Consider the following 22370-nt stretch of genomic DNA (forward strand, 5'->3'; position numbering starts at 1 on the left):
CCACTGCCACGAAGCCGTTTGAATTCGAGGAGAGGCGGAGCGGGTGCAAACGCTCCGGACCAACAAGAGGGAGAGAGACAGTGAGGAATTTACGCAATATCGGCTTTGCTGCCGGACTGGCGCTGAGCGTCTCGGTCTCGGCACTCAGTGCATACGCTTCCGAGCCGACGGTTCCGCCGGCGCCGACACCGTTTCCCGCCGAAGGCAAGATCAATTATGTCGCGCGCGACTCCATTCTGGAGTTCAAGGCGCTTCCCGAATATCACGAGCCCGACTGGGTCACCGAGAAATACGTCAAGACCGGCAAGCTGCCGCCGGTGAAAGACAGGCTGCCGAAGGAGCCGCTGGTCTTCAAGACGGGCAATATGCAAGACGGCATCGGCGTCTATGGCGATACGATGCGCCACGTCATCGGAGGGCGGCCGGAAGGCTGGAACTACGGCGCCGGTCAGACGCAAGGCTGGGGCGGCATCGACATCGGCCTCTCCGAATGCCTGACGCGCACCGCCCCGCTGTTCCAAGTCGAGGCCAAGGACACCGAGCCGCTGCCGAACCTGGCCAGGAGCTGGGATTGGTCGAGCGATGGCCACAAGCTGACCATGCACCTCATCGAAGGCGCGAAGTGGTCGGACGGCGTGCCGTTCAATGCCGACGACGTCATGTTCTACTGGGACGACGAGGTCGTCGATCCCAACGTCTCGCCGCTGAACGGCGCCACGCCGGAAACCTTCGGCGTCGGCACGACGTTGAAGAAGATCGACGACTACACCGTCGAATGGACCTTCAAGGACGCCTTCCCGAAGCAGTACCTGTATGCCATGGCCTACGGCACCTTCTGTCCTGGTCCCGCGCACATCCTGAAGCCGCAGCATCCGAAATATTCGAAGAACACCTACGATCAGTTCAAGAATGCCTTCCCGCCGGAATTCATGAACATGCCGGTGATGGGCGGCTGGGTCCCGGTCGAATACCGGCCGGACGACATCATCGTCATGCGCCGCAATCCCTATTACTGGAAGGTCGACGAAAAGGGCAATCAACTGCCCTATCTCAACGAATTGCACTACAAGCTGTCGACCTGGGCCGATCGCGACGTCCAGGCGGTGGCCGGCGCGGCTGATTTTTCCAATCTGGAGCAGCCGGAAAACTTCGTCGCCTCGCTGAAGCGTGCGGCGGAGGCGAACGCGCCTGCCCGTCTTGCTTTCGGCCCGCGGCTCATCGGCTACAATCTGCGCTTTAATTTTTCCGCCAATGGCTGGGGCAATCCGGACGAACGCGGCCAGGCGATCCGCGAGCTGAACCGCAACGAGGATTTCCGCAAGGCCGTCACCATGGCGCTCGACCGCAAGGCGCTCGGCGACTCGCTGGTCAAGGGGCCGTTCACCGCCATCTATCCCGGCGGCTTGTCGTCAGGAACCAGCTTCTACGACCGCAATTCGACGGTCTACTACCCCTTCGACCTCGATGGCGCCAAGGCTGAACTCGCCAAGGCCGGCCTCAAGGATACGGACGGCGACGGCTTCGTGAATTTCCCTTCCGGCACCGCCGGCGGCAAGAATGTCGAGATCGTGATGCTGGTCAATAACGACTACACGACCGACAAAAGCCTTGCCGAAGGCGTCGTCGCCCAGATGGAAAAGCTCGGGCTGCGGGTCGTGCTCAACGGCCTCAACGGCACCCAGCGGGACGCTTCGCAATACTCCGGCCGCTTCGATTGGCTGGTCCGGCGCAACGAACAGGAACTGACCTCGGTGGTGCAGAACACCGTGCAGCTTGCCCCTGTCGGCCCGCGCACCAGCTGGGACCATCGTGCGCCGGAAAATGGCGAGGTCGATGTGATGCCGTTCGAAAAGGACCTCGTCGACATCGTCAACAAGTTCGTCTCCACGCAGGACAATGACCAGCGCGCCAGCTTGATGAAACAATTCCAGAAGATCTCGACGGAGCACGTCTACAATGTCGGCCTGACGGAATATCCCGGCGCGCTGATCGTCAACAAGCGCTTCTCGAACATTCCGCAGGGCACGCCGATCTTCATGTTCAACTGGGCCGAGGATTCGATCATCCGCGAACGGGTGTTTGTCGCCGCAGACAAGCAGGCGAAATATGAATTGTTCCCCGATGAGCTGCCCGGCAAACCCGGAGAGAAGGGGCTGATGAATTAGGTTTACCTCCCTGACTGAGAGACCTCCGGCCCCGCCGCTGGCGCGGCCGGACAAACCAACCTCCGGACGCAACCAAGGGCGCGATCGGCGAGACAAGGAAACGAACCGTCCATGCTGCGATTCCTGCTCACGCGCATAGCGTCGGCAATCCCGGTCCTCGCCATCTTGAGCCTGGCCACCTTTGCCATCATCCAGGCGCCGCCGGGTGACTATGCCGACTACATCCGCTCGCAGGCGATCAACCAGGGTGGAGCTTCCTTTGCCGAGGCCGACGCGCAGGCAAAGGCCTATCGCATCGAGCATGGCCTCGATAAGCCGCTGCCCGTGCAGTATCTCAACTGGATCGTCGGCATCGTCACCCGCGGCGATTTCGGCTACAGCCTCTACTACAACAAACCGGTCGCCGATGTGGTCGGAGAGCGCCTGCCGCGCACGCTCCTTCTGGCGCTGGTCTGCCATCTGCTGGCCTCGGTGCTGGGCATCACATTCGGCATATGGGCGGCGACAAGGCAATACACCTGGATCGACTCGACACTGTCGGCCATCTCCTTCCTCGGCATGACGGTGCCGCGCTTCCTGATGGCGCTGATCATCGTCTATCTCCTGGTCTTCCAGTTCAACGTGTCTGAGATCGGCTCATTCTTCTCGCCGCAATATGGTGGTGCGCCGTGGTCGTGGGCCAAATTCGTCGACCTCGTCAAACATGTCTGGCCGGTGGTGGCGATCGCCACTTTCGGCGGCCTCGCCTACAATATGCGCGTCATGCGCGGCAATCTGCTCGATACGCTGAACGCGCAATATGTCGAGACGGCAAGGGCCAAGGGGCTGACGGGTGCTGCCGTCGTCATGCGCCACGCCGTGCCCAACGCGCTGCATCCGCTCATCATGTATCAGGGCGTGGTGCTGCCCTATATGCTGACCGGCGAGATCGAGACGGCGATCATCTTCGCACTGCCGACCGTCGGCCCGGCGATCGTCGGCTCCATGGCTGTCGGCGACGTCTATGTCACTGCCACCTTCATGATGGTCCTGTCGGCGACGCTCATCGTCGGCAACATCATCGCCGACATGCTGCTCGTGCTGCTCGATCCGCGCGTGCGCCAGTTCGGGGAGCGTTGAGATGCTGGCGCGCGATCCATCCCCTCCACCGCTGCCTGCCGAAGGGCCCATCGTCGCCAAACCGGCGCATGGCAACGAAAGCTACATGGCGCTTGTCTGGCGCCGGCTGAAGCGCTCCTGGACCGGCATGGCCGGGCTCTGGCTCGTCGTGCTGCTGCTGGTGATGGCCGTATTAGCCGAATTCATCGCGCCAATGGACCCGAAGGTCACGGATGTCGGCTTCGCTCCGCCGCAGGTGCCAAGCTTCCATGACAGAGACGGCGGTTTCACCGCACGGCCGAGGGTCTATGCGCTGGCCGATTCGGCGGACCTCGATCCGGTCACTTTCCAGCCCGTCGTCGGCCCCGACTATGATCATCCTAGGCTGCTCGGTTTCTTCGTGCATGGCGCGCCCTACAAGCTGTTTGGGCTGCTGCCGGCGGACCGGCATCTGTTCGGCTCGCTGGACGGCCAGCCGGTGCATTTCCTGGGCACCGACAAGTTCGGCCGTGACGTGCTGTCGCGCGCCATCCACGGCTCGCGCGTCTCGCTGATGATCGCCCTGACGGTCGTCTTCATCATCACCGTCATCGGCACCACCGTCGGCATGGTTTCCGGCTATTTCGGCGGCAGGTTCGATGTCTGGATGCAGCGCTTCGTCGAACTGGTGCTCGCCTTCCCGCAGCTGCCGCTCTATCTGGCGCTGACGACACTGATCCCGGTCACCGCTCCCACCAACGTCTTCCTCGCTTTCGTCATCATCGTCATGTCGGCCTTGGGCTGGGCGCAGATGTCGCGCGAAGTGCGCGGCAAGACGCTGGCGCTGGCGCGGATCGAGTATGTGCGCGCCGCCATGGCGGTCGGCGCCACCGACCGGCGCATCATTATGCAGCACATCTTCCCCAATGTGATGAGCCATGTGATCGTCGCCGTGACGCTGGCGATCCCGACCGTGGTGCTGCTCGAATCCTTCCTCGGTTTCCTCGGCTTCGCCGTCAAGCCGCCGCTGATCTCGTGGGGCCTGATGCTGCAGGACACCGCGACCTATTCCGTCATTGGCACCTATCCCTGGATCCTGTCGCCGGTCGGTTTCGTGCTGGTCACTGTCTTTGCCTTCAACGCGCTGGGCGACGGCCTGCGTGACGCCGTCGACCCTTATTGAGGTGGCACAAATGGCCGTCGCGCTCGCCGAATCCTTCGCACCGATCGTCCGTCACGACCATGACGGACGCCAGGACCAGCCGATCATCGATGCTCGCAACGTCGCCGTGGCCTTCAAGGTGGAGCATGGCGTCGTCGAAGCGGTCAAGGACATCTCGTTCCAGCTCTATCGCGGCGAGACGATCGCCATCGTCGGCGAATCCGGTTCGGGCAAGTCGGTGACGGCGCGCACCGTCATGGGCCTGCTGTCGCGGCGCGCCACGGTGTCGCCCGGCTCGAGCGTCTGTTATGACGGGCAAAACATCCTGAAATTTCCCGAGAGCGCCCGGCGCAAGCTGCGCGGCAACCGCATCTCGATGATCTTCCAGGAGCCGATGAGTTCGCTGAACCCGATCTATACGGTCGGCAGCCAGATCGTCGAGGCGATCCGGGTGCATCGTAAGGTCAGCCGCAAACAGGCTTGGGCGCGAGCGCTCGAACTTCTGCAGCACGTGCAGATTCCCGATCCTGCCGCGCGGCTCAGACAATACCCGCATCAGCTCTCGGGCGGGCAACGCCAGCGGGTGATGATCGCCATGGCGCTGGCCAACAATCCCGACGTGCTGATCGCCGATGAGCCGACCACGGCGCTCGATGTCACCGTCCAGGCGCAGATCCTGAACCTGATCCGCAGCCTGCAGAAAGAGCTGCGCATGGCGGTGATCCTGATCACCCACGATCTCACCGTGGTGCGCCAGTTCTCCGACTACGTCTATGTCATGCAGCATGGCGAAATGTGCGAGCACAACGTCACCGAACGGCTGTTCGCCGACCCGCGGCATCCCTATACGAGGCGGCTGCTGGCTTCAGAGCCGCATGGGCAGCCGAAGCCGCTGCCGGAGGGCTGTGGCACCATTCTCGAGGCCAGCGGCGTGCGCGTCTCATTCATGCTGCGCCACGGCACCTTTCTGAAACCCGACTGGCGCGAATTGGTCGCCGTCGACGATCTCAGCCTGAAACTCTGTCGTCATGAGACGCTGGGGCTGGTCGGCGAGTCCGGCTCCGGCAAGACCACCTTCGGCCAGGCCCTGCTCCGGTTGATCGACGCCAAGCGCGGCGAGATCCGTTTCGACGGCAAGCCGATCCACGGCCTGTCGCGGGCCGAGATGCGGCCGTTGCGCTCGCGCATGCAGATCGTCTTCCAGGATCCGTTCTCCTCGCTCAACCCGCGCATGACGATCGGCCAGATCGTCGAGGAAGGGCTGATCGTCAACAGCATAGGGGCGACGCGGCGCGAGCGGGTCGAACGGGTGCGGGACGCGCTGGTCAGCGCCGGCATGCCGGGCGATATTCTGTCGCGGTTTCCGCACGAATTCTCCGGCGGCCAGCGACAACGGATCGCGATCGCCCGCGCCATAGCGCTCGAACCAGAATTCATCCTGCTCGACGAGCCGACATCGGCGCTGGACCTCTCCGTCCAGGCGCAGATCATCGACCTCCTGCGCAAGCTGCAGGACGAGCGCGGTCTCAGCTACCTCTTCATCTCGCACGACCTCAAGGTGGTGCGCGCGCTATGCCATCGCGTGATCGTCATGCAGAACGGCAAGATCGTCGAGCAGGGCCCCGTCGACGACATCCTGTCCAATCCCAAGACCGCTTACACCGAACGGCTCGTCAGGGCCGCTTTCGATGTGGCCTGAACATATGCCGGAGGTTAGCATGGCAAGAAATCCCAAGATCACGTTCATCGGCGCCGGCTCGACGGTGTTCATGAAGAACATTGTCGGCGACGTGCTGCAGCGCCCGTCGCTGTCCGGCGCAACGATCGCGCTGATGGACATCAATCCGCAGCGGCTGGAAGAGAGCGCCATTGTCGTCAACAAGCTGATCGCGACGCTTGGCGTCAAGGCGAAGACCGAGACCCATTCGGATCAGCGCAAGGCGCTGGCCGGCGCGGATTTCGTCGTCGTCGCCTTCCAGATCGGCGGCTACGAGCCCTGCACCGTCACTGACTTCGAGGTGCCGAAGAAATACGGCCTGCGCCAGACGATCGCCGACACGCTCGGCGTCGGCGGCATCATGCGGGGCTTAAGGACCGTGCCGCATCTGTGGAAGGTGTGCGAAGACATGCTCGCCGTCTGCCCGCAGGCGATCATGCTGCAATATGTCAACCCGATGGCGATCAACACCTGGGCGATAGCAGAGAAATACCCTGCGATCAGGCAGGTCGGCCTCTGCCATTCGGTGCAGGGCACGGCGATGGAGCTGGCTGAAGACCTCGACCTTCCCTACGAAGAGATCCGCTATCGCTCGGCCGGCATCAACCACATGGCGTTCTATCTGAAGTTCGAGCATCGCCAGCCGGACGGTTCCTACCGCGACCTCTACCCAGATCTCGTGCGCGCCTATCGCGAAGGCCGCGCGCCCAAGCCCGGTTGGAACCCGCGCTGTCCCAACAAGGTGCGCTACGAGATGCTGACCAGGCTCGGCTATTTCGTTACCGAGAGCTCGGAACATTTCGCCGAATACACACCCTATTTCATTAAGGACGGCCGCCCGGACCTGATTGAGAAGTACGGCATCCCGCTTGATGAATATCCCAAGCGCTGCATCGAACAGATCGAGCGCTGGAAGGGGCAGGCTGAAGCCTATCGCTCGGCCGATCGCATCGAGGTAGAGCAGTCCCGGGAATATGCCTCCTCGATCATGAATTCGGTCTGGACCGGCGAGCCGTCGGTGATCTACGGCAATGTCCGCAACAATGGCTGCATCACCTCGCTGCCCCGCGATTGCGCCGCCGAAGTGCCGTGCCTGGTCGATGCCTCCGGCATCCAGCCGACCTATATAGGCGACCTGCCGCCGCAATTGACCGCGCTGATCCGCACCAACATCAACGTGCAGGAACTGACGGTGCGGGCTCTGATGACCGAGAACCGCGAGCACATCTACCACGCGGCGATGATGGATCCGCACACCGCGGCCGAACTCGATCTCGACCAGATCTGGTCACTGGTCGATGATCTCTTGGCCGCTCACGGCGACTGGCTGCCGGGCTGGGCGCGGGTGGCGCGCAAGACCGAGGCCGCCTGACGACCTCATTTCGGAGCGTCGGGATCCGTCTCTTCCTCGTCATCGCGGGCCTTGATGACATAGGCGCCCTTCAGCCAGCGATTGAGGTCGATGTCCTTGCAGCGCGTCGAGCAGAACGGAAAGCTGTCGCGCGCCGAGGGCTTGCCGCATTCGGGACAGGGGCGCTTTGGGCGCAAGGGCGTGACTTTGGGATCGGAATTCACAGCCGGGTTCCCGCCAGCCAGCCGCCATGCACCTTGAAGCCTTCGCCGCTCAGCAGCGCGATGGTCTCATAGAGCGGCAGCCCGACGATGTTGGTGTAGGAGCCGACCAGCTTGACGACGAAGGCGCCGGCGAGGCCCTGGACGGCGTAGCCGCCCGCCTTGCCGCGCCATTCGCCCGAGGCGATATAGGCGTCGATCTCTTCGCGCGGCAGCCGCTTGAAACGCACCCGCGTCTCGACCAGGCGCTGGCGCAGCTTGCCACCCGGGGTGATAAGGCAGATGCCGGAATAGACCCGATGCGAACGGCCCGACAACAGCCCGAGACAGTTGGCAGCGTCGTCGAGGGTTTCTGCCTTGGGCAGGATGCGCCGCCCGACGGCAACCACCGTGTCGGCGGCCAGCACGAAACCCGGCGCATAGTCGGCTTCGGTCTTCAGTGAGGCGAACGCCTTCTCGGCCTTTTCCTTCGACAGGCGCTTGGCCAGCGAGCGTGGATGCTCGGCACGCAGCGGCGTTTCGTCGATATCGGCCGGCAGCACGCGGTCCGGCTCGATCCCGGCCTGCTGCAAGAGCTCGATTCGGCGCGGCGAACCCGAGGCAAGCACCAGCTTCTGCAAAATGCTCATCGCGGACCAGTCGGGCTTTGCTTACTTGAAACGATAGGTGATGCGGCCCTTGGTCAGGTCGTATGGCGTCATCTCGACCAGAACCTTGTCGCCGGTCAGCACGCGGATGCGGTTCTTGCGCATGCGGCCGGCCGTATGGGCGATGATTTCGTGTTCGTTTTCGAGCTTTACCCGGAACATCGCGTTCGGCAACAATTCCGTCACGACACCCGGAAACTCGAGGACTTCTTCCTTCGGCATTCGATACCTTTGCTTGGATGGTAGTTCCAGCACCCTGGCCGGAATTTCGGCGGAACCTATATGATAATCGTCCGCTTGTGAACACGCTTAATCCGTCGCGTTTTTTGCCTCTGGAAGCAAGAAACGTCGGCCTATGCGCACCTTCAGCCGCTCGCGGACGTCCCGGTACGCTGCCATGATCTGTTCGCGCGTGCCACCGGCGTCGGTCGGGTCCGGCGTCGGCCAATATTCGACCTCGACGGCGAGCGAGCGGGTGAGTTCGAGTGCGGCGTGGTGCGCTTCGGGTGCCAGCGTGACGATGAGGTCGAAATAGTCGTCCTCGAGATCGTCCATCGTCCTTGGGTGGCGCTCGCCCAGCGTGAGATCTTCTTCGGCCAGCACCGCATCGACGAACGGATCGCGCTCGCCGGCGCGAACGCCGGCCGAAGCGACAAAGACGGTGGCGGGCAGCATCCGGCGCGCCAGCTGCTCCGCCATTGGCGAGCGCACGGCATTCATGCCGCACAGGAACAGGATCGAACGGGGCAGGGCGCCGGGCGACAGGGCTAGCCCCGCCAGTGCAGCACGCAGACCAGCGTGAACAGCCGGCGCGCCGTGTCGAAGTCGATGTCGATCTTGCCGGACAGCCGGTCCATCAACGTCTGCGAACCTTCATTGTGCAGGCCGCGGCGGCCCATGTCGATCGCCTCGATATGGCTCGGCGTCGAGGAACGGATGGCGTCGTAGTAGCTTTCGCAGATCATGTAGTAATCCTTGACGATGCGCCGGAGCGGCGTCAGCGACAGGATATGGGTGACGACGGCGGTGCCATCCTCGCGCGCAACGGCAAACACCAGGCGCTGCTCGGCCAGCGACAGTTTCAGCCGGTAAGGGCCGTCGCCGCTGTCATTGACGGGCTGGAAACTGTTCTCCTCGATCAGGTCGAAGATCGCCACCGCGCGTTCATGCTCGACATCCGGCGTTGACCGGCCGATCGATTCATCGAGTTCGACATCGATCAGCCTGGCGCGGGTTTGATCGGGGCCAGACATCGCCGCCTACATGTTCAACCGTATGGCGACGGAGCGTCCATGCGCGTCAAGACCCTCCGCCTTGGCCAGCGCAATCGCCGCCGGCGCCAAGATACGCAACTGCTCCGGTCCAAGCTTGAGGATCGACGTGCGCTTGACGAAATCGAGCACGGACAGGCCGGACGAGAAACGCGCCGAGCGCGCCGTCGGCAGCACATGGTTGGAGCCGCCGACATAGTCGCCGATGGCTTCCGGCGTGTGGCGGCCGAGAAAGACCGCACCGGCATTGCGCATCCGCGACAGGAAGTCCTCGGCGTCGTCGATGGCCAGTTCGACATGTTCGGCGGCGATGCGATCGACCAGCGGCAGCGCGGCGTCGATGGTCGACACCTGGATCACGGCACCAAAATCGCGCCAGCTCGCCGCTGCCGTTTCAGCGCGTGGCAGGCTCTGCAACTGGCGCTCGACCGCCTGTTCGACCGCGATGCCGAAAGCCGGATCGTCGGTGACCAGGATCGACTGTGCCGAAGCGTCGTGTTCGGCCTGGGCCAGCAGGTCGGCAGCGATCCAGTTCGGATCGTTGCTGCCGTCGGCCACGACAAGCACTTCCGACGGCCCGGCGATCATGTCGATGCCGACGGTGCCGAAAACCTGGCGCTTGGCTGCCGCGACATAGGCATTGCCCGGGCCGACGATCTTGGCGACCGGCCGGATTGTCTCGGTGCCATAGGCGAGGGCGGCGATCGCCTGCGCGCCGCCGACGCGGTAGATTTCGGAAACGCCTGATATGTCCGCTGCCACCAGCACCAGCGGATTGATGATGCCGCCCGGCGCAGGCACGACCATGACGATGCGCTCGACGCCGGCCACTCTGGCCGGCACGGCGTTCATCAGCACCGAGCTCGGATAGCTCGCCGTACCGCCCGGCACATAGAGCCCGACGGCCTCGATCGCCGTCCAACGCCAGCCGAGCTCGACGCCGGCGGCATCTGTATAGCGATCGTCCTTCGGCCGCTGCCGTTCATGATGCGAGCGGATGCGGTCGCGCGCGAACTCCAGCGCCTCGATCGTCTTTGGGTCGGCCGTTTCGTAGGCGGTTGCGATGTCTTCCTTAGACACGGCAATGCCGAGGCCGGTCAAATCGGCGCGATCGAATTTCCGCGTATAGTCGATCAGTGCCGCGTCGCCCTCGGCGCGCACGCGCGCGATGATGTCGCGCACCGCGGCATCGACATCGGCGGAGACCTCCCGCTTGGTCGTGAGGAAGGCGGCGAAACGTTGCTCGAAATCGGCATCGGACTGACGAAGCGTGATGGCCATCGGACGCTCAGGCCTTGTGGATGGGGCGCGAGGTGGCTTCCCACGCCCCGCCGATGTCGGCAAGACGGGCCTCGATGCACTCGACGTCGAGCATGATCGCACCGCCGCCCGAGAAGATCAGCTCGACGATGCCGGCCGGCTTGCTGATCTCGATGAAGCTGATCGCCAGCAGCGACAGGACTTCGGCAGGCTTGTCGCGGTCAATACCGCTGGTCTTGGCGCCGAGCACGCGGTCGAAATGCAGCACGGCCTGCCGTCGCTCATTATGCTGGCGAAAAAGGCCGGATTTTGCCTCCCAGACGAAACGGTTCATGGTCAGCAGGAAACGCTTGGCCGCGGGTAGGAATTCGAGGTCGCTGACTTTCAGCACGGCATCCTGGACATGAGCCGAAACGATGCTCAGATCCTGGTCGTCGAGCGCGATAAGCTTAAGGGCGGTCATACGGATTTCGCACCTGAAGGTTGATTGTTCAGCCTTCTGTTAGGCGGTCTTGGCGATCGGTGCAACCGCACCAGCAGCTGCAGCTCTGCGCTGCCCCTCATCGCCCTGCCGGGCACTTCTCCCCGGATAGTGACGGGGAGAAGGACGCTGCCGCGAAGGATTTCGCCAATCTCCTGCGTTGCTAGAGAGGAGCCGAGGTCGCGGGCTACGCCGAAATCCGTTCGATCACCGCGCCGCAGTTGGACAGCTTTTCTTCCAGCCGCTCGAAGCCGCGATCGAGGTGGTAGACGCGGTTGACCGTGGTCTCGCCTTCCGCCGCCAGGCCGGCGATGACCAGCGAGACAGAGGCGCGAAGATCGGTCGCCATGACCGGCGCGCCCTTCAGCTTCGGCACGCCGTCGACGATCGCCGTCTGGCCCGAAAGCGTGATGTGAGCGCCGAGCCGCGCCAGTTCCTGCACATGCATGAAGCGGTTCTCGAAGATCGTCTCGGTGATGCGCGACTTACCCTTGGCCATGGTCATCAGGCCCATGAACTGCGCCTGCAAATCGGTCGGGAAGGCCGGGAAGGGTGCTGTCGTCACGTCGACCGGCGAAATGCCGGCGCCGTTGCGCCTCACCCGGATGCCGGAATTGGTCGGCGTGATCTCCGCACCCGTCTGGGCGATCACGTCCAGTGCGGTCTGCAGCAGGTCCGCACGCGCGCCTTCGAGCACGACGTCGCCGCCGGTCATGGCGACGGCCATCGCATAGGTGCCGGTCTCGATGCGGTCGGGAATGACGCGCACGCGCGCACCGGAGAGCGATTCGACGCCGTCGATGGCAATGGTTGGCGTGCCGGCGCCGGAAATCTTCGCGCCCATGGCGTTGAGGCACTCGGCCAGATTGACGATCTCGGGCTCGCAGGCGGCATTTTCCAGCACCGTCTCGCCCTTGGCGAGTGCCGCGGCCATCATCAGCACATGGGTGGCGCCGACCGAGACCTTCGGGAAGATATAGCGGTTGCCGACAAGGCGGCCATTCCGGGTCTTGGCGATGACATAGCCGGTGTCGACGTCGATATCAGCGCCCAGCGCCTGGAGGCCCTCGAGGAACAGATCGACCGGCCGCGTGCCGATGGCGCAACCGCCCGGCAGCGACACTTTTGCTTCGCCCATGCGGGCCAGCAGCGGGCCGATCACCCAGAACGAGGCGCGCATCTTCGACACCAGCTCGTAGGGCGCTGTGGTGTCGACGATGTTGCGGGCGGAGAAGTTGATGGTGCGCGAATAGCCCTCATTCTGCTTCTCGCGGCGGCCATTGACCGAATAATCGACGCCGTGATTGCCCAGGATGCGGATCAGCTGCTCGACATCGGCCAGATGCGGCACGTTTTCCAGCGTCAGTGTGTCGTCGGTCAAAAGCGAGGCGATCATCAAAGGCAGCGCCGCGTTTTTCGCGCCCGAGATCGGAATGCTTCCGGAGAGCTTGTTGCCCCCGACAATTCTGATGCGATCCATGGAAGAACGTCCCTCTCGGCCAAAAAAGGGCCGGTTCAATCGTTTGAGTAGCGGCCCGTCTAGACCATTGGCCAATCTGGTTCAAGAAATAGGATTTCGCCCACCCCAGGCCAAGAGTGACCTATTTGAGTTAATCTTTTTGTATTTTCTTCGATGCAGCGAGCCCGTCCGGACGCAGGTCGGCCTCGCCGGTCCGCCGCGAGCGCGACTGCGCCTTGCGCTTCTGCAGATTGGCGCGCAATTGCTCGGCGAGCCGATCCTTGCGGATTGTTGCGCTGCTTTTCGGTGGACCATCCTTTTTCACTGGAATTGTCTTGTCGTCCATCGCCCATCCCGCCGGCGACCCACCAGCTTGCTGTTCAGGGATAGCCAACATTGTGGCACTGCCATGTCATTAAAAGCCATCCGGCAAAGCCTTTCACAGAAGCGTTGCACTTGGCCTTGCGCTTGCCGGTTCGATATGGCAGAAGCCCCGCCATCAGCGGCTGCGGTAGCTCAGTGGTAGAGCACTCCCTTGGTAAGGGAGAGGTCGAGAGTTCAATCCTCTCTCGCAGCACCAGTTTCCAGCATCCCTGTTGCCGCACGATCGTCCTCTGCATTTGCGAGGGCGAGGCGGGTACATGGGATGGCGCGGCCCTCGTGCTGGCGGACCCGATCAGCGGTTCATTGCTTCAGAAAATGGCTGCCACAGGCAAATCCAGCCGAAGCGCATTTCGGCAAGACACGATTCATTAACCAAGATGCTATTCATCGACATGACGTATTGTGGCATGGATGCCCGTCTTCGCCGGTCAGACCCATGCTTGTCAGGAAGAGGGCCGAAAGGCTCCTGATCTGGGCGGAAATCTAAATCGCCCGAAACAAAAGAACGTGCAAGGCATGAACGTGAGCGAAAACGTGCAAAACGCCCCCGGTGCTTCCCGTCTTTGGACCCTGCCTGCCATCATCGCAGCGTTCCTTTGCCTGTGCGCTACCGGCGCGTTCGCGGAGACGCGTGCTTTGAGGATTCAACATCTCCATACGGGCGAGAAGGCTGAAATCGTCTTCAAGCGCAATGGGCGCTATGATCCGGCGGGATTGAAGAAGATCAATCTCATGCTGCGCGACTGGCGTCGCAACGAACCGACGAAGATGGATCCGCGCCTGCTCGATCTTGTCTGGCAGGCCTATCGCGCCAGCGGCTCGACAGCCTATATCCATGTGGTCAGCGCCTATCGTTCGCCGGCGACGAACGCCATGCTGCGCAGCCGCTCGAAGGGCGTGGCCCGGGAGAGCCAACACATGGTTGGCCGCGCGATGGATTTCTTCCTGCCGGATGTGCCGCTGAAGAAGCTGCGCGACATCGGCCTCAAAATGCAGGGCGGCGGCGTGGGTTATTACCCCACCTCCGGTTCGCCTTTCATACACATGGATGTCGGCAATGTGCGGCATTGGCCGGGCATCAGCCGCCAGGAACTCGCCAGGGTATTTCCGAACGGCAACACACTGCATGTGCCGAGCGACGGCAAACCGCTGCCCGGCTATGAGCAGGCGTTTGCCGCCTACAAATCGCGCAAGGGCGCCGGCACGCCCAACATCGAGCTGGCAAGCGTCGACGGCGGCCAACGCAGGCCGCGTGGCCTGCTGGCGACGCTCTTGGGCGGGGGCGGCGCAGACGAGTCCGACGATGTCGCGGAAGCGGTGCCGGCGCCACGCAAACCGGCGAGGTCCGTCGAACCCAGACCGGCCGGACAGGGTATCGCTATCGTGCCGCCGCAGGATGCCCAGCGGGCGGACATCCAGATTGCTGCCAGCGATCCAGGCGAAGAACCGCTTGCCGGGCAGAAGGGGAAGACGCCTGAAGCGATCGTCATGGCGATGGCGCCGGGCTCAGTGCCGCTGCCGGCCTTCGCACCGCGCGCCGAGTTCACGGCACCCGTTCCCACCCCGGAAACCGCACCGTTGGCAATCGCCGGCGCGTCCACGGCGCAGGCCGAGCTGGCCGTTGCCAAGCCGGACGCCGCGAATGCCGATGCCGCTGCCACGAGCGTCGCGCCGGACATGATGGCGCTCAACGTCCCATTGCCGACATGGCGGCCGGAAAGCCAGTCAAGCCCGACGCGCCAGCTGGAAGCAGCCAAATCTGGCGATGCCATCGGTGTCTTGCTGGCCATGCATCACCCCGACGACGGGCTGGCCGGCGAGCGGATCGCGGCGCCGGCGTCAAAGCCAGAAGATCGCGTCAGGACGAACCCCAAGGCCGATCGTGTCCAGCGGCGCCCCGATTCCGAGGCAGATCGCGCTATTGCCGGTGGGGCCGCATCAACAGGGGCGCCCATGATTGCCGCCAAATTCATCCGCACGGCGCCGGAGCATGTCTATCTCGATGGATTCCAACCGCGGGGACGGACGTCCGATCACCGCCGCTTCACCGGCTCCGCGGTGAAATTCCTGCCCATCGCCAGTTTCAAATAGAGGGCGAAAGCACCGTTCGATCCAGTGTCGAAATGTGTTGCGCCATATCGATGGCCGGGGCGGTCACGGGATTCGCAATGCCGAACCCTTCCGCGCTATAACACTTGGCGAGCAGCGCGCTACTGCAGCGGGCAGTCGGCTCGTTGCTGTCGGCCGCCATCCGTTGCCTTTCGAGCAGATCGCCCCGCGAACTTGCCAGGATCGTGGTGGCGGCGCAAACGTGCACGAGGCATATTTGGCCCCGCCGGCCGCAACCGGCGGGACTAAGCCACAGGCCGCCCAGCGGGCGAGTTCTGCGAAAAGGATCACGCCTGGTGAATCACCAATTCGCTGGTCATGGGAATTCCTCTAAGGGCGCCAAGCACCATGTTGTGCGAGATCGCGCGTTCATGAATTTTCTCCAGATCGGCGCGGGGCGCCGAAGAACACACGGTTGCGCTGAGGTGCAGGGACACGTAGCAATGCCGGGCGTCCACGGGCGCCGTGAGCCCATCAAGTCCGTCGAACTCGCCACGCGGGTCGAACACGCCTTCCGCGATGAAATCGACCGAACGAAGATCGACCCCCGCATGCGCTGCCAGCATCGGATAATCCGAGCCGGCGCACACAGCCGCCGCGGCAAAGATCTGCTCCCAGGGAAAGACGGCGGTCGGCGAATTGTCCTTGAGGCTCGCCGGTCGCTCCAGTAGCGGTGTTGTGTAAGGATCGCCTGATTGCGGGTCGAAGCGGTAGCGGGCACGATAGGTGCCACGCACCGCGTCACCGTGTTTCTTTAGCACGGACACGATATCTTTGACTGTGCTGACGGTTTCTCCGAAGACTACTGGCATCTTTACCTCCCTATAAAATGAGAATTCCACTCCCTATTCCGGTCCGCGGATGCCGACGACGGTTGCCGCGGCCTGGCCCCAATCCCGACAATGTGCTGACAAGGCTCGCGCTACTTGGCAGGCGCGGCAGCCTGAGCGTCGCCGCCGAGATCCTTCTTGAAGGTCTCAAAGTCGACCTGCATGCCGTTGAAGATCGTGCTCCAGTGCCGTGACAGAGCGGCGATAGCGACGGCCTCTTCGATCTCGTCCTCCGTTGCGCCCGCCTGTTTTGCGCTCTCGGTGTCTTCCCAGATGCAATACTGGCAGGGAATTTGTGCGGAGACGGCGAGCGAGATCAGAGCCTTGACCTTCGGCGGCAGGGCGGTTTCGCTGGAGAACTGCAGAGCCTTCACCTCTGCCCAGGCGCCCGGCAGCGCTGCTTTTGAAACCTGATGGAGAAAGGTCGGCACCGAGCCGAGCGTCCGCTCGACGTCCTTATAGGTGGCGTCGACCTCAGCCTGACCGGCCCAGCCTAAGCCTGATGACAACAATGTGGCGCAGACGACAGTCGATGCGAACGCCGTGTGAAGGAGGCGGCGCGAGCGGCTGGGCCCGAGCTCGCCGTGGTGTGCGATGGAAGCAACATGGGGAACTGCGAAGGCGAACATGATCTCTCTCCTCTTTGGAACCATTTGCGTCCGGGCCAGATGATGCCCGCGTGCTGTAAGGAGTCACGGACGGGAGAAAAAGTTCGATCAGTCGTCGTCGATTCTAGGCGGACGCGGCGAAAGATGAAGATGCAAGCGTCGGGCCTTGCCGTCTCGCTGAAAGATCACCAGGACGACACCCGGCGGGCAGTGGAAAGGGTCTTCCGGCGGATTGACGAATAGTCCCTCGATCACAGTGACCTGGCTGGCGCTGAGAATGCGCTGCGGTTCCAGGCGGACGCCGGCTTCCGTGTCGGCGTCGACTTCCCAGGCAAGGAATGAGCGACCCAGCACTGGTTTGCTCGTCCCGCGGACAAGATGCAGGTCCTCTGCAAAGTGCCCAAGGAAGCGGTCACGCTCGCCATGCTGGTTGAGCCCATTGAAAATTTCGGAGTAGAATCGCTGGCGCTCGCGAGACTGCGAGCGAGCCTCTGCGTCGGCAAGGCCCGCCGTTTCCAGCAGCATCTCGGCAAGCTTGCGTTTGGCTTGCGACAAACGACTGCGAACCGTCCCAATCGGGACACCCAGAATGGCGGCCAGTTCCTCGTAAGACTGATAGCTTCCGAAATAGCGCAACATGGCGGTAGCCTGCAGCGGCTCGGGAAGCTTGCGTAGCGCGTCCCAAACCCATTCGCGAAGCGCGACTTTCTCCAGCCGCTCCTCAATGCTTGCGCCTTCGTCTGGGCGGTCTGGAATGTCGGCGGTCAAGATCTCGCGTCGTCTTCGACGCAATTGTTGCAGGCAACAGCGGTGCAACACAGTGCGAAGCCAGCCACCGACGGCTTGCGGATCCTTGAGTTCGCCGATGCGCCTCAGCGCGATCAGGAAAGTCTCATGCACAGCATCTTCGGCGTCCGACCCATAGCCGAGCATGTTCAGCGCTATCGCATAGAGCCGTGCGCGATGACGTTCCAGCAGCAGGCCGAGGCAACCACAATCGCCGCCCCGAGCGGCAAGGGCCAGTTCGGCATCACTCGGCACGATATGAGTTTCGTAGCCCATGGACTTAAGATGCATCAACTGGCGAAAAGTTCGAATGCCAGTTCAGCTTCGTCACGATCCGTGTTCGGCGGGCACCAGTTCACCAATGACGCTTTGATCGGGTTTTGGATTGAGGTTATGACCCTCACTTCACGTCCGTAACAACCGGCCCCGAAACGGGGTCCGTGAGAACCAGGCTCGCCGCCAAGATACTCAAGCGAGATCGAAAGTGCATATGGCAGTGAGCAAGGATTGGATTCCGGCGGATGCGGGCGATCTACGCGGCTAGATTTAATCCTGTAAAACTTTTTCCAGATTTGACACCATTTCACAAAATTGTAAGATAATCATCTTCCGTCAGCGATAGGCGATGACCATGTCGATCCGCGAAGAACTGGCCAACACGACCGTGGCGTTCACCTCCGCGGAAGAGAAGATCGTCCAGGTCCTGCTCGCCGATTACCCGATGTCGGGGCTGGGCACCGCAACCCGGCTGGCACGGCGCGCCGGCGTCAGCGACCCGAGCGTGACGCGGCTGATGACCAAGCTTGGCTATGTCGGCTTTGCCGATTTCCAGGCACGCCTGCTCACCGAAGTCGAATCCAGGCTGCATTCGCCGCTTTTGATGATGGAGGCCAAGCGTCCGGGCGGCTCCAGCGAAGGCACCGCACTTGCCTATTTCCATTCGGTTTCCGACAGCCTGGAGCGTACGCGCACGGCTGTGCCGGTGCAGGCCTACACGCGCGCCGTCAACATGCTGCTCGAGAGCAAGGGCCAGGTCGTGCTGCTGGGCGGCCGGTTCAGCCGGCATATCGCCTCGATGCTGGCCGGCTATCTCCTGCAGTTCCGCTCCGGCGTGCGCGACATCGGTTCGTTGAGTCCCGCCGATTTCGACCTGTTGATCGACCTTGGCAAGCGCGACCTCCTCGTCGTGTTCGATTACCGGCGCTACCAGTCGGACGTGGTGAGCTTTGCCCAGCAGGCCAAGGAGCGCGGCGTCTCCATCCTGCTGTTCACCGATGTCTGGCTGTCGCCGATATCTGACATCGCGGACCTGACCATGGTCGCGGCGATCGACGCCAACTCGCCGTTCGACACGCTGGCGACGGCCGTTGCCCAGATGGAAACCGTCTTTGCCCACGCGCTGGAGGGCCATGGCGCCGGGGTGCGCAAGCGCATCGAGGACATCGAGAAAATCCGCAGCGCCAACGCGGTCACGCTCGATACCGTCCTATCGTCATCGGCCGACGACGCCGCCAAATCCAAAGCCACAAGGAAATAGTGTCGTTGCGCTCAGTGCAGCGATGCAAAGCGCCGCGACGCAGAAAAGGAAGCGACAATGCCCGACAACCAGACCATCATCGACGCCGTGCAGGCTGAGATCGAGACCGATCGCGACTGGTTGATCGGCCTGACCCGCGACATGGTCCGCATCCCTTCGGTCAACCCCAAATTCGAGCCCAATCCGGCGATCAACCGCGAGGCGGATGTCCAGGCGCTGCTCGAACCGATCCTCAAGCAGGACGGGTTCAGGACAGAGCAATGGGATGCCTTGCCCGGGCGGCCCAATCTGGTCGGCGAATGGGCGGGAGACGAGAGCCGCAGCCTGATCCTGTGCGGCCATATCGACGTCGTGCCGGTCGGCGCGATGAAGGACTGGTCGGTCGATCCGTTCGGCGGCGAAATCACCAATGGCCGGCTCTATGGCCGCGGTGCCGTCGACATGAAGGGCGGCGTCGCCGCTTGCATCGCCGCCGCGCGCGCGATCCGCAAGGCGGGCATCACGCTGCAGGGCCGGCTCGCCATCCACTCGGTCGTCGATGAGGAAGCCGGCGGCTTCGGCGCCATGGACGCGGTGAAGAAGGGCAAGCTCGCCAAGGCGGTGCTGGTCGCCGAACCGACCTGGGGCGATGTCCTGCCGGTCGAAGGCGGGCTGGAATGGGCGCGGGTGACGATCCGTGGCCGCAACGCCCATTCGGCGCTGCGCTACAACGAGATCTATCCGCAGCGCCACGACAAGGACCGGCTGGAGCCGGGCGTCAATGCGATCGAGATCGCCGCCCGCTTCATTGCCGCCGTGCGCCAGTATGAGCTGGACCGGACGCGAGCAAAATCCCATCCACTGCTGCCGCTCGGCATGAACACCATCAACATCGGCGTCATGCATGGCGGCACCGGCCTTGGCGAACACGGCCTGCCGACCGTCATGACCAACCCGGCCATCATTCCCGATGTCGCGGTGCTCGATCTCGACATGAAATTCCTGCCCGACGAGAATTCGGCCGACTACCGCCGCGATTTCGAGGCGTTCGTCCACCATTTCGCGCAGACCGATGCGTGGCTGCGCGACAACCCGCCTGCGATCCAATGGGAGCTCGGCGGGCTGCATTTTCCGCCGATGAACACGCCGGTCGACCATCCGCTGGTGAGATCGCTGATGAAGCGCAAGGCCATGGTCGGCAAGGCGCCGCAGGCGCGTGGCTTCGTCGCCGTGTGCGATGCCGCGCACTATGCCGGCGCCGGCGTCGACGGTGTCATCTTCGGCCCGTCAGGCGACGGCTTTCACGGTTCCGACGAATATGTCGAGGTCGAATCGGTGGTCGAGACCGCCAAGGTGATCGCGGCGTCCGTCATCGATTGGTGCGGCATCCGCAGAGGCGGAGCCGCCGCTCCGAGCCGATCAGGCCGGGCGCTTCAGGCGTCCGGCGACGGCGCCCCATGAAGCCTTGATCATGCCGACCAGGCCGCTCGGGTAGGCCAGCATCACGCCGATGATCAGCACCGCCGTGATCATCGGCCGCCACGCGCCGAAATCGGCCATCCATTCGGCGAAGATCGTCAGCACGAAAGAGGCGATGATGGCGCCGTAAATAGTGCTGGTGCCGCCAAGCAGCACCATCGACAGGATGATGGTCGCAAGGCTCATGCCGAAGACGTCGATCGAGGCATTGCGCTGGTAGGCGGCGTAGAAGGCGCCGGCGATGCCGGTGAAGAAGGCGCTCGCGGCAAGCGTCAGCATGCGCTGGCGCACAATCGAGACGCCGCGGCTGATGGCGTATTCCTCATTGTCGCGCAAGGCGACGATGCTGGCCCCGGTGCGTGAGCGCACGAACACGCGCAGGAACAGGGTACTCGCCACCAGCAGCGCCAGCGCGATGTAGAAATAGGCTGATTTGCCGTCACGGACCATGTTGTGGTCGAAGACGTATAGCCCGGGAATGCGCACCAACCCTTGCGTGCCGCCGGTGATGGCGGACTGGCTGATGATCACCTGCATCACCAGCTGCGCGAAGCCGAAAGTGACCAGGATGATGTAGATGCCCTTCAGCCGCAGGATCGGGATGGTCACCAGGATCGCCGCCAGGGTGGCGATGACACCGCTGGCAAACAGCGCGATCCACGGATCGAATTCGGCCAGCTTGGTCAGCAGGCTGTAGGCATAGACGCCGATGCCGAACAGCGCCAGATGGCCGAAATTGAAGACGCCGCCATAGCCGAGGCTGAGGTCCCAGTTCGAGGCGACGATCGCATAGATGAAGGCCATGATCAGGATGTGGCGGGCATAGGTGTCGCCGAAGATCAGCGGCAGCAGTGCCAGAAAGGCGAAGCCGAGCACGAAGCCGATGGCCTCCTGCTTCCACGGCGTGCGGCCGGGAGCGATCGGGGTTGCCGCCTCTGTGTGGCTAAGGGTGATCGGCGATGTCGTGTCGGTCATGCTAGGCCTCGGGAGCGGCTGGCAAAGATGCCCTCGGGGCGCATCATCAGGGTCAGGATCAGCACGCCGAACAGCAGCGCCGGCGTCCAGTACAGGCCGAAATAATAGCTGCAGGCGGCCTCGAAGAAGCCGATCAGATAGGCGGCGAAGATCGGTCCCGAGATGCTCGATATGCCGCCGAAGACGACGACGATCAGCGCCTTGAGCAGCGGGTCGCTGCCCATCACCGGCGACATGAAACGATAGCCGCCCATGAAGATGCCGGCGAGGCCTGCAAGCGACGCGGCAATGGCGAAGGCCAGCCCATAGAGCGCGGTGACGTTCAGCCCGACCAGATGGCTGGCATCTTCGTTCTGCGCCACGGCGCGCAGCGCCAGCCCGAGCCGCGTGCGGTTGAGGAACATCCAAAGTGCGGCCAGGATCAGCGGCGTGATGACGATGATGGCGATCTGGTGCAGGGAGACGCCGACGCCGCCGACGGTGGTGTTGCCGGTGATCAGCGCCGGGATCTGCTTCGAGCGCGGTCCCCAGATGGTCAGCGCGCCGTTCTCGATCAGCGACCCGGCTGCCAGCGTGGTGATGACGACGACCAGCACGATGTTGGGTCGGCCGATCAGCGGCCGCACGACACTCGCCTGCAGGATCCAGCCGACGCCGGCCATGACGACGACGGCGATGGGAAAGGCGACCGCCGCCGGCAGGCCGAGTTCGACCAGCTGCCAGGCGATGTAGGCGCCCAGCATCATGAACACGCCATGGCTGAAATTGAACACGCCGATCGTCGTCCAGACCAGAGCCAGCCCGACCGCCATCATGGCGTAGAGCGAGCCCTGGAACAGGCCGCCGAACAGGATTTCCGCCAATGCGCTCAT

The 22370-nt window shown here is 63.2% G+C and carries 22 protein-coding genes and 1 tRNA gene; 9 read left to right on the forward strand and 14 right to left on the reverse strand.

The window, feature by feature from the left end; all coding sequences use genetic code 11:
• Positions 1-80: 80 nt before the first annotated feature.
• From LB519_RS03280 to LB519_RS03300, 5 genes are all read left to right on the forward strand, one after another.
• Complete coding sequence (locus tag LB519_RS03280; RefSeq protein ID WP_224618676.1) at positions 81-2165, forward strand: ABC transporter substrate-binding protein; 2085 nt, start codon at positions 81-83, stop codon at positions 2163-2165.
• A gap of 111 nt (positions 2166-2276) precedes the next feature.
• Positions 2277-3284, forward strand: coding sequence for an ABC transporter permease (locus LB519_RS03285; RefSeq protein WP_013530191.1), 1008 nt, complete (start codon positions 2277-2279; stop codon positions 3282-3284).
• Position 3285: 1 nt separating this feature from the next.
• Positions 3286-4425 (forward strand): ABC transporter permease, encoded by a 1140-nt coding sequence (locus LB519_RS03290; RefSeq protein ID WP_064994576.1) that lies wholly within the window; start codon positions 3286-3288, stop codon positions 4423-4425.
• A 10-nt stretch (positions 4426-4435) separates the two neighbouring features.
• On the forward strand, positions 4436-6103 hold the full coding sequence (locus LB519_RS03295) for an ABC transporter ATP-binding protein (RefSeq protein ID WP_224618677.1): 1668 nt from the start codon (positions 4436-4438) through the stop codon (positions 6101-6103).
• A 19-nt stretch (positions 6104-6122) separates the two neighbouring features.
• A complete protein-coding gene (locus LB519_RS03300) occupies positions 6123-7493 on the forward strand; it encodes an alpha-glucosidase/alpha-galactosidase (protein ID WP_224618678.1) in 1371 nt (456 codons plus the stop codon).
• A 5-nt stretch (positions 7494-7498) separates the two neighbouring features.
• On the opposite strand, the gene yacG is transcribed toward LB519_RS03300, so the two are convergent.
• From yacG to LB519_RS03345, 9 genes are all read right to left on the reverse strand, one after another.
• Positions 7499-7696, reverse strand: a complete 198-nt coding sequence (gene yacG, locus LB519_RS03305; protein WP_013530195.1) for a DNA gyrase inhibitor YacG — start codon at positions 7694-7696, stop codon at positions 7499-7501.
• Complete coding sequence (locus LB519_RS03310; RefSeq protein WP_013530196.1) at positions 7693-8322, reverse strand: Maf-like protein; 630 nt, start codon at positions 8320-8322, stop codon at positions 7693-7695. Before LB519_RS03310 ends, yacG begins: the two co-directional genes overlap by 4 nt.
• A gap of 21 nt (positions 8323-8343) precedes the next feature.
• A complete protein-coding gene (gene infA, locus LB519_RS03315; protein WP_006200926.1) occupies positions 8344-8562 on the reverse strand; it encodes a translation initiation factor IF-1 in 219 nt (72 codons plus the stop codon).
• An 87-nt stretch (positions 8563-8649) separates the two neighbouring features.
• Positions 8650-9120 (reverse strand): low molecular weight phosphatase family protein, encoded by a 471-nt coding sequence (locus LB519_RS03320; RefSeq protein ID WP_013530197.1) that lies wholly within the window; start codon positions 9118-9120, stop codon positions 8650-8652.
• Positions 9108-9593 (reverse strand): UPF0262 family protein, encoded by a 486-nt coding sequence (locus tag LB519_RS03325; protein WP_013530198.1) that lies wholly within the window; start codon positions 9591-9593, stop codon positions 9108-9110. The genes LB519_RS03320 and LB519_RS03325 overlap by 13 nt, the downstream gene beginning before the upstream one ends.
• Before the next feature lie 6 nt (positions 9594-9599).
• Complete coding sequence (gene hisD, locus LB519_RS03330) at positions 9600-10892, reverse strand: histidinol dehydrogenase (RefSeq protein WP_013530199.1); 1293 nt, start codon at positions 10890-10892, stop codon at positions 9600-9602.
• A 7-nt stretch (positions 10893-10899) separates the two neighbouring features.
• Positions 10900-11334: a DUF2948 family protein gene (locus LB519_RS03335; RefSeq protein ID WP_013530200.1), complete on the reverse strand. Its 435-nt coding sequence runs from the start codon at positions 11332-11334 to the stop codon at positions 10900-10902.
• Positions 11335-11539: 205 nt separating this feature from the next.
• Complete coding sequence (murA, locus tag LB519_RS03340; protein ID WP_013530201.1) at positions 11540-12832, reverse strand: UDP-N-acetylglucosamine 1-carboxyvinyltransferase; 1293 nt, start codon at positions 12830-12832, stop codon at positions 11540-11542.
• A gap of 130 nt (positions 12833-12962) precedes the next feature.
• Complete coding sequence (locus LB519_RS03345) at positions 12963-13157, reverse strand: hypothetical protein (protein WP_013530202.1); 195 nt, start codon at positions 13155-13157, stop codon at positions 12963-12965.
• A gap of 159 nt (positions 13158-13316) precedes the next feature.
• Here LB519_RS03345 and LB519_RS03350 point away from each other — a divergent pair.
• Positions 13317-13391, forward strand: a tRNA-Thr gene (locus tag LB519_RS03350).
• Positions 13392-13711: 320 nt separating this feature from the next.
• Positions 13712-15286: a DUF882 domain-containing protein gene (locus LB519_RS03355; protein WP_224618679.1), complete on the forward strand. Its 1575-nt coding sequence runs from the start codon at positions 13712-13714 to the stop codon at positions 15284-15286.
• Positions 15287-15591: 305 nt separating this feature from the next.
• On the opposite strand, the gene LB519_RS03360 is transcribed toward LB519_RS03355, so the two are convergent.
• The 3 genes from LB519_RS03360 to LB519_RS03370 all read right to left on the reverse strand — a co-directional run bounded on the left by LB519_RS03360 (position 15592) and on the right by LB519_RS03370 (position 17804).
• Positions 15592-16116, reverse strand: coding sequence for an OsmC family protein (locus LB519_RS03360; RefSeq protein WP_013530204.1), 525 nt, complete (start codon positions 16114-16116; stop codon positions 15592-15594).
• Positions 16117-16226: 110 nt separating this feature from the next.
• Positions 16227-16763 (reverse strand): carboxymuconolactone decarboxylase family protein, encoded by a 537-nt coding sequence (locus tag LB519_RS03365; RefSeq protein WP_013530205.1) that lies wholly within the window; start codon positions 16761-16763, stop codon positions 16227-16229.
• A gap of 87 nt (positions 16764-16850) precedes the next feature.
• A complete protein-coding gene (locus tag LB519_RS03370) occupies positions 16851-17804 on the reverse strand; it encodes an RNA polymerase sigma factor (RefSeq protein WP_064994581.1) in 954 nt (317 codons plus the stop codon).
• A 355-nt stretch (positions 17805-18159) separates the two neighbouring features.
• Between LB519_RS03370 and LB519_RS03375 the strand changes: the two genes are divergently transcribed.
• Positions 18160-19065, forward strand: a complete 906-nt coding sequence (locus tag LB519_RS03375; protein ID WP_013530207.1) for a MurR/RpiR family transcriptional regulator — start codon at positions 18160-18162, stop codon at positions 19063-19065.
• A gap of 57 nt (positions 19066-19122) precedes the next feature.
• A complete protein-coding gene (locus tag LB519_RS03380; RefSeq protein WP_224618680.1) occupies positions 19123-20505 on the forward strand; it encodes a M20 family metallopeptidase in 1383 nt (460 codons plus the stop codon).
• Here the strand turns inward: LB519_RS03380 and LB519_RS03385 are convergent.
• Both LB519_RS03385 and LB519_RS03390 read right to left on the reverse strand, forming a co-directional pair.
• Positions 20464-21498 (reverse strand): branched-chain amino acid ABC transporter permease, encoded by a 1035-nt coding sequence (locus LB519_RS03385; protein ID WP_027162307.1) that lies wholly within the window; start codon positions 21496-21498, stop codon positions 20464-20466. The genes LB519_RS03380 and LB519_RS03385 overlap by 42 nt on opposite strands.
• Complete coding sequence (locus LB519_RS03390; RefSeq protein ID WP_024504788.1) at positions 21495-22370, reverse strand: branched-chain amino acid ABC transporter permease; 876 nt, start codon at positions 22368-22370, stop codon at positions 21495-21497. Before LB519_RS03390 ends, LB519_RS03385 begins: the two co-directional genes overlap by 4 nt.

The organism is Mesorhizobium sp. AD1-1 (assembly GCF_020164655.1).
Lineage (GTDB): Bacteria > Pseudomonadota > Alphaproteobacteria > Rhizobiales > Rhizobiaceae > Mesorhizobium > Mesorhizobium ciceri.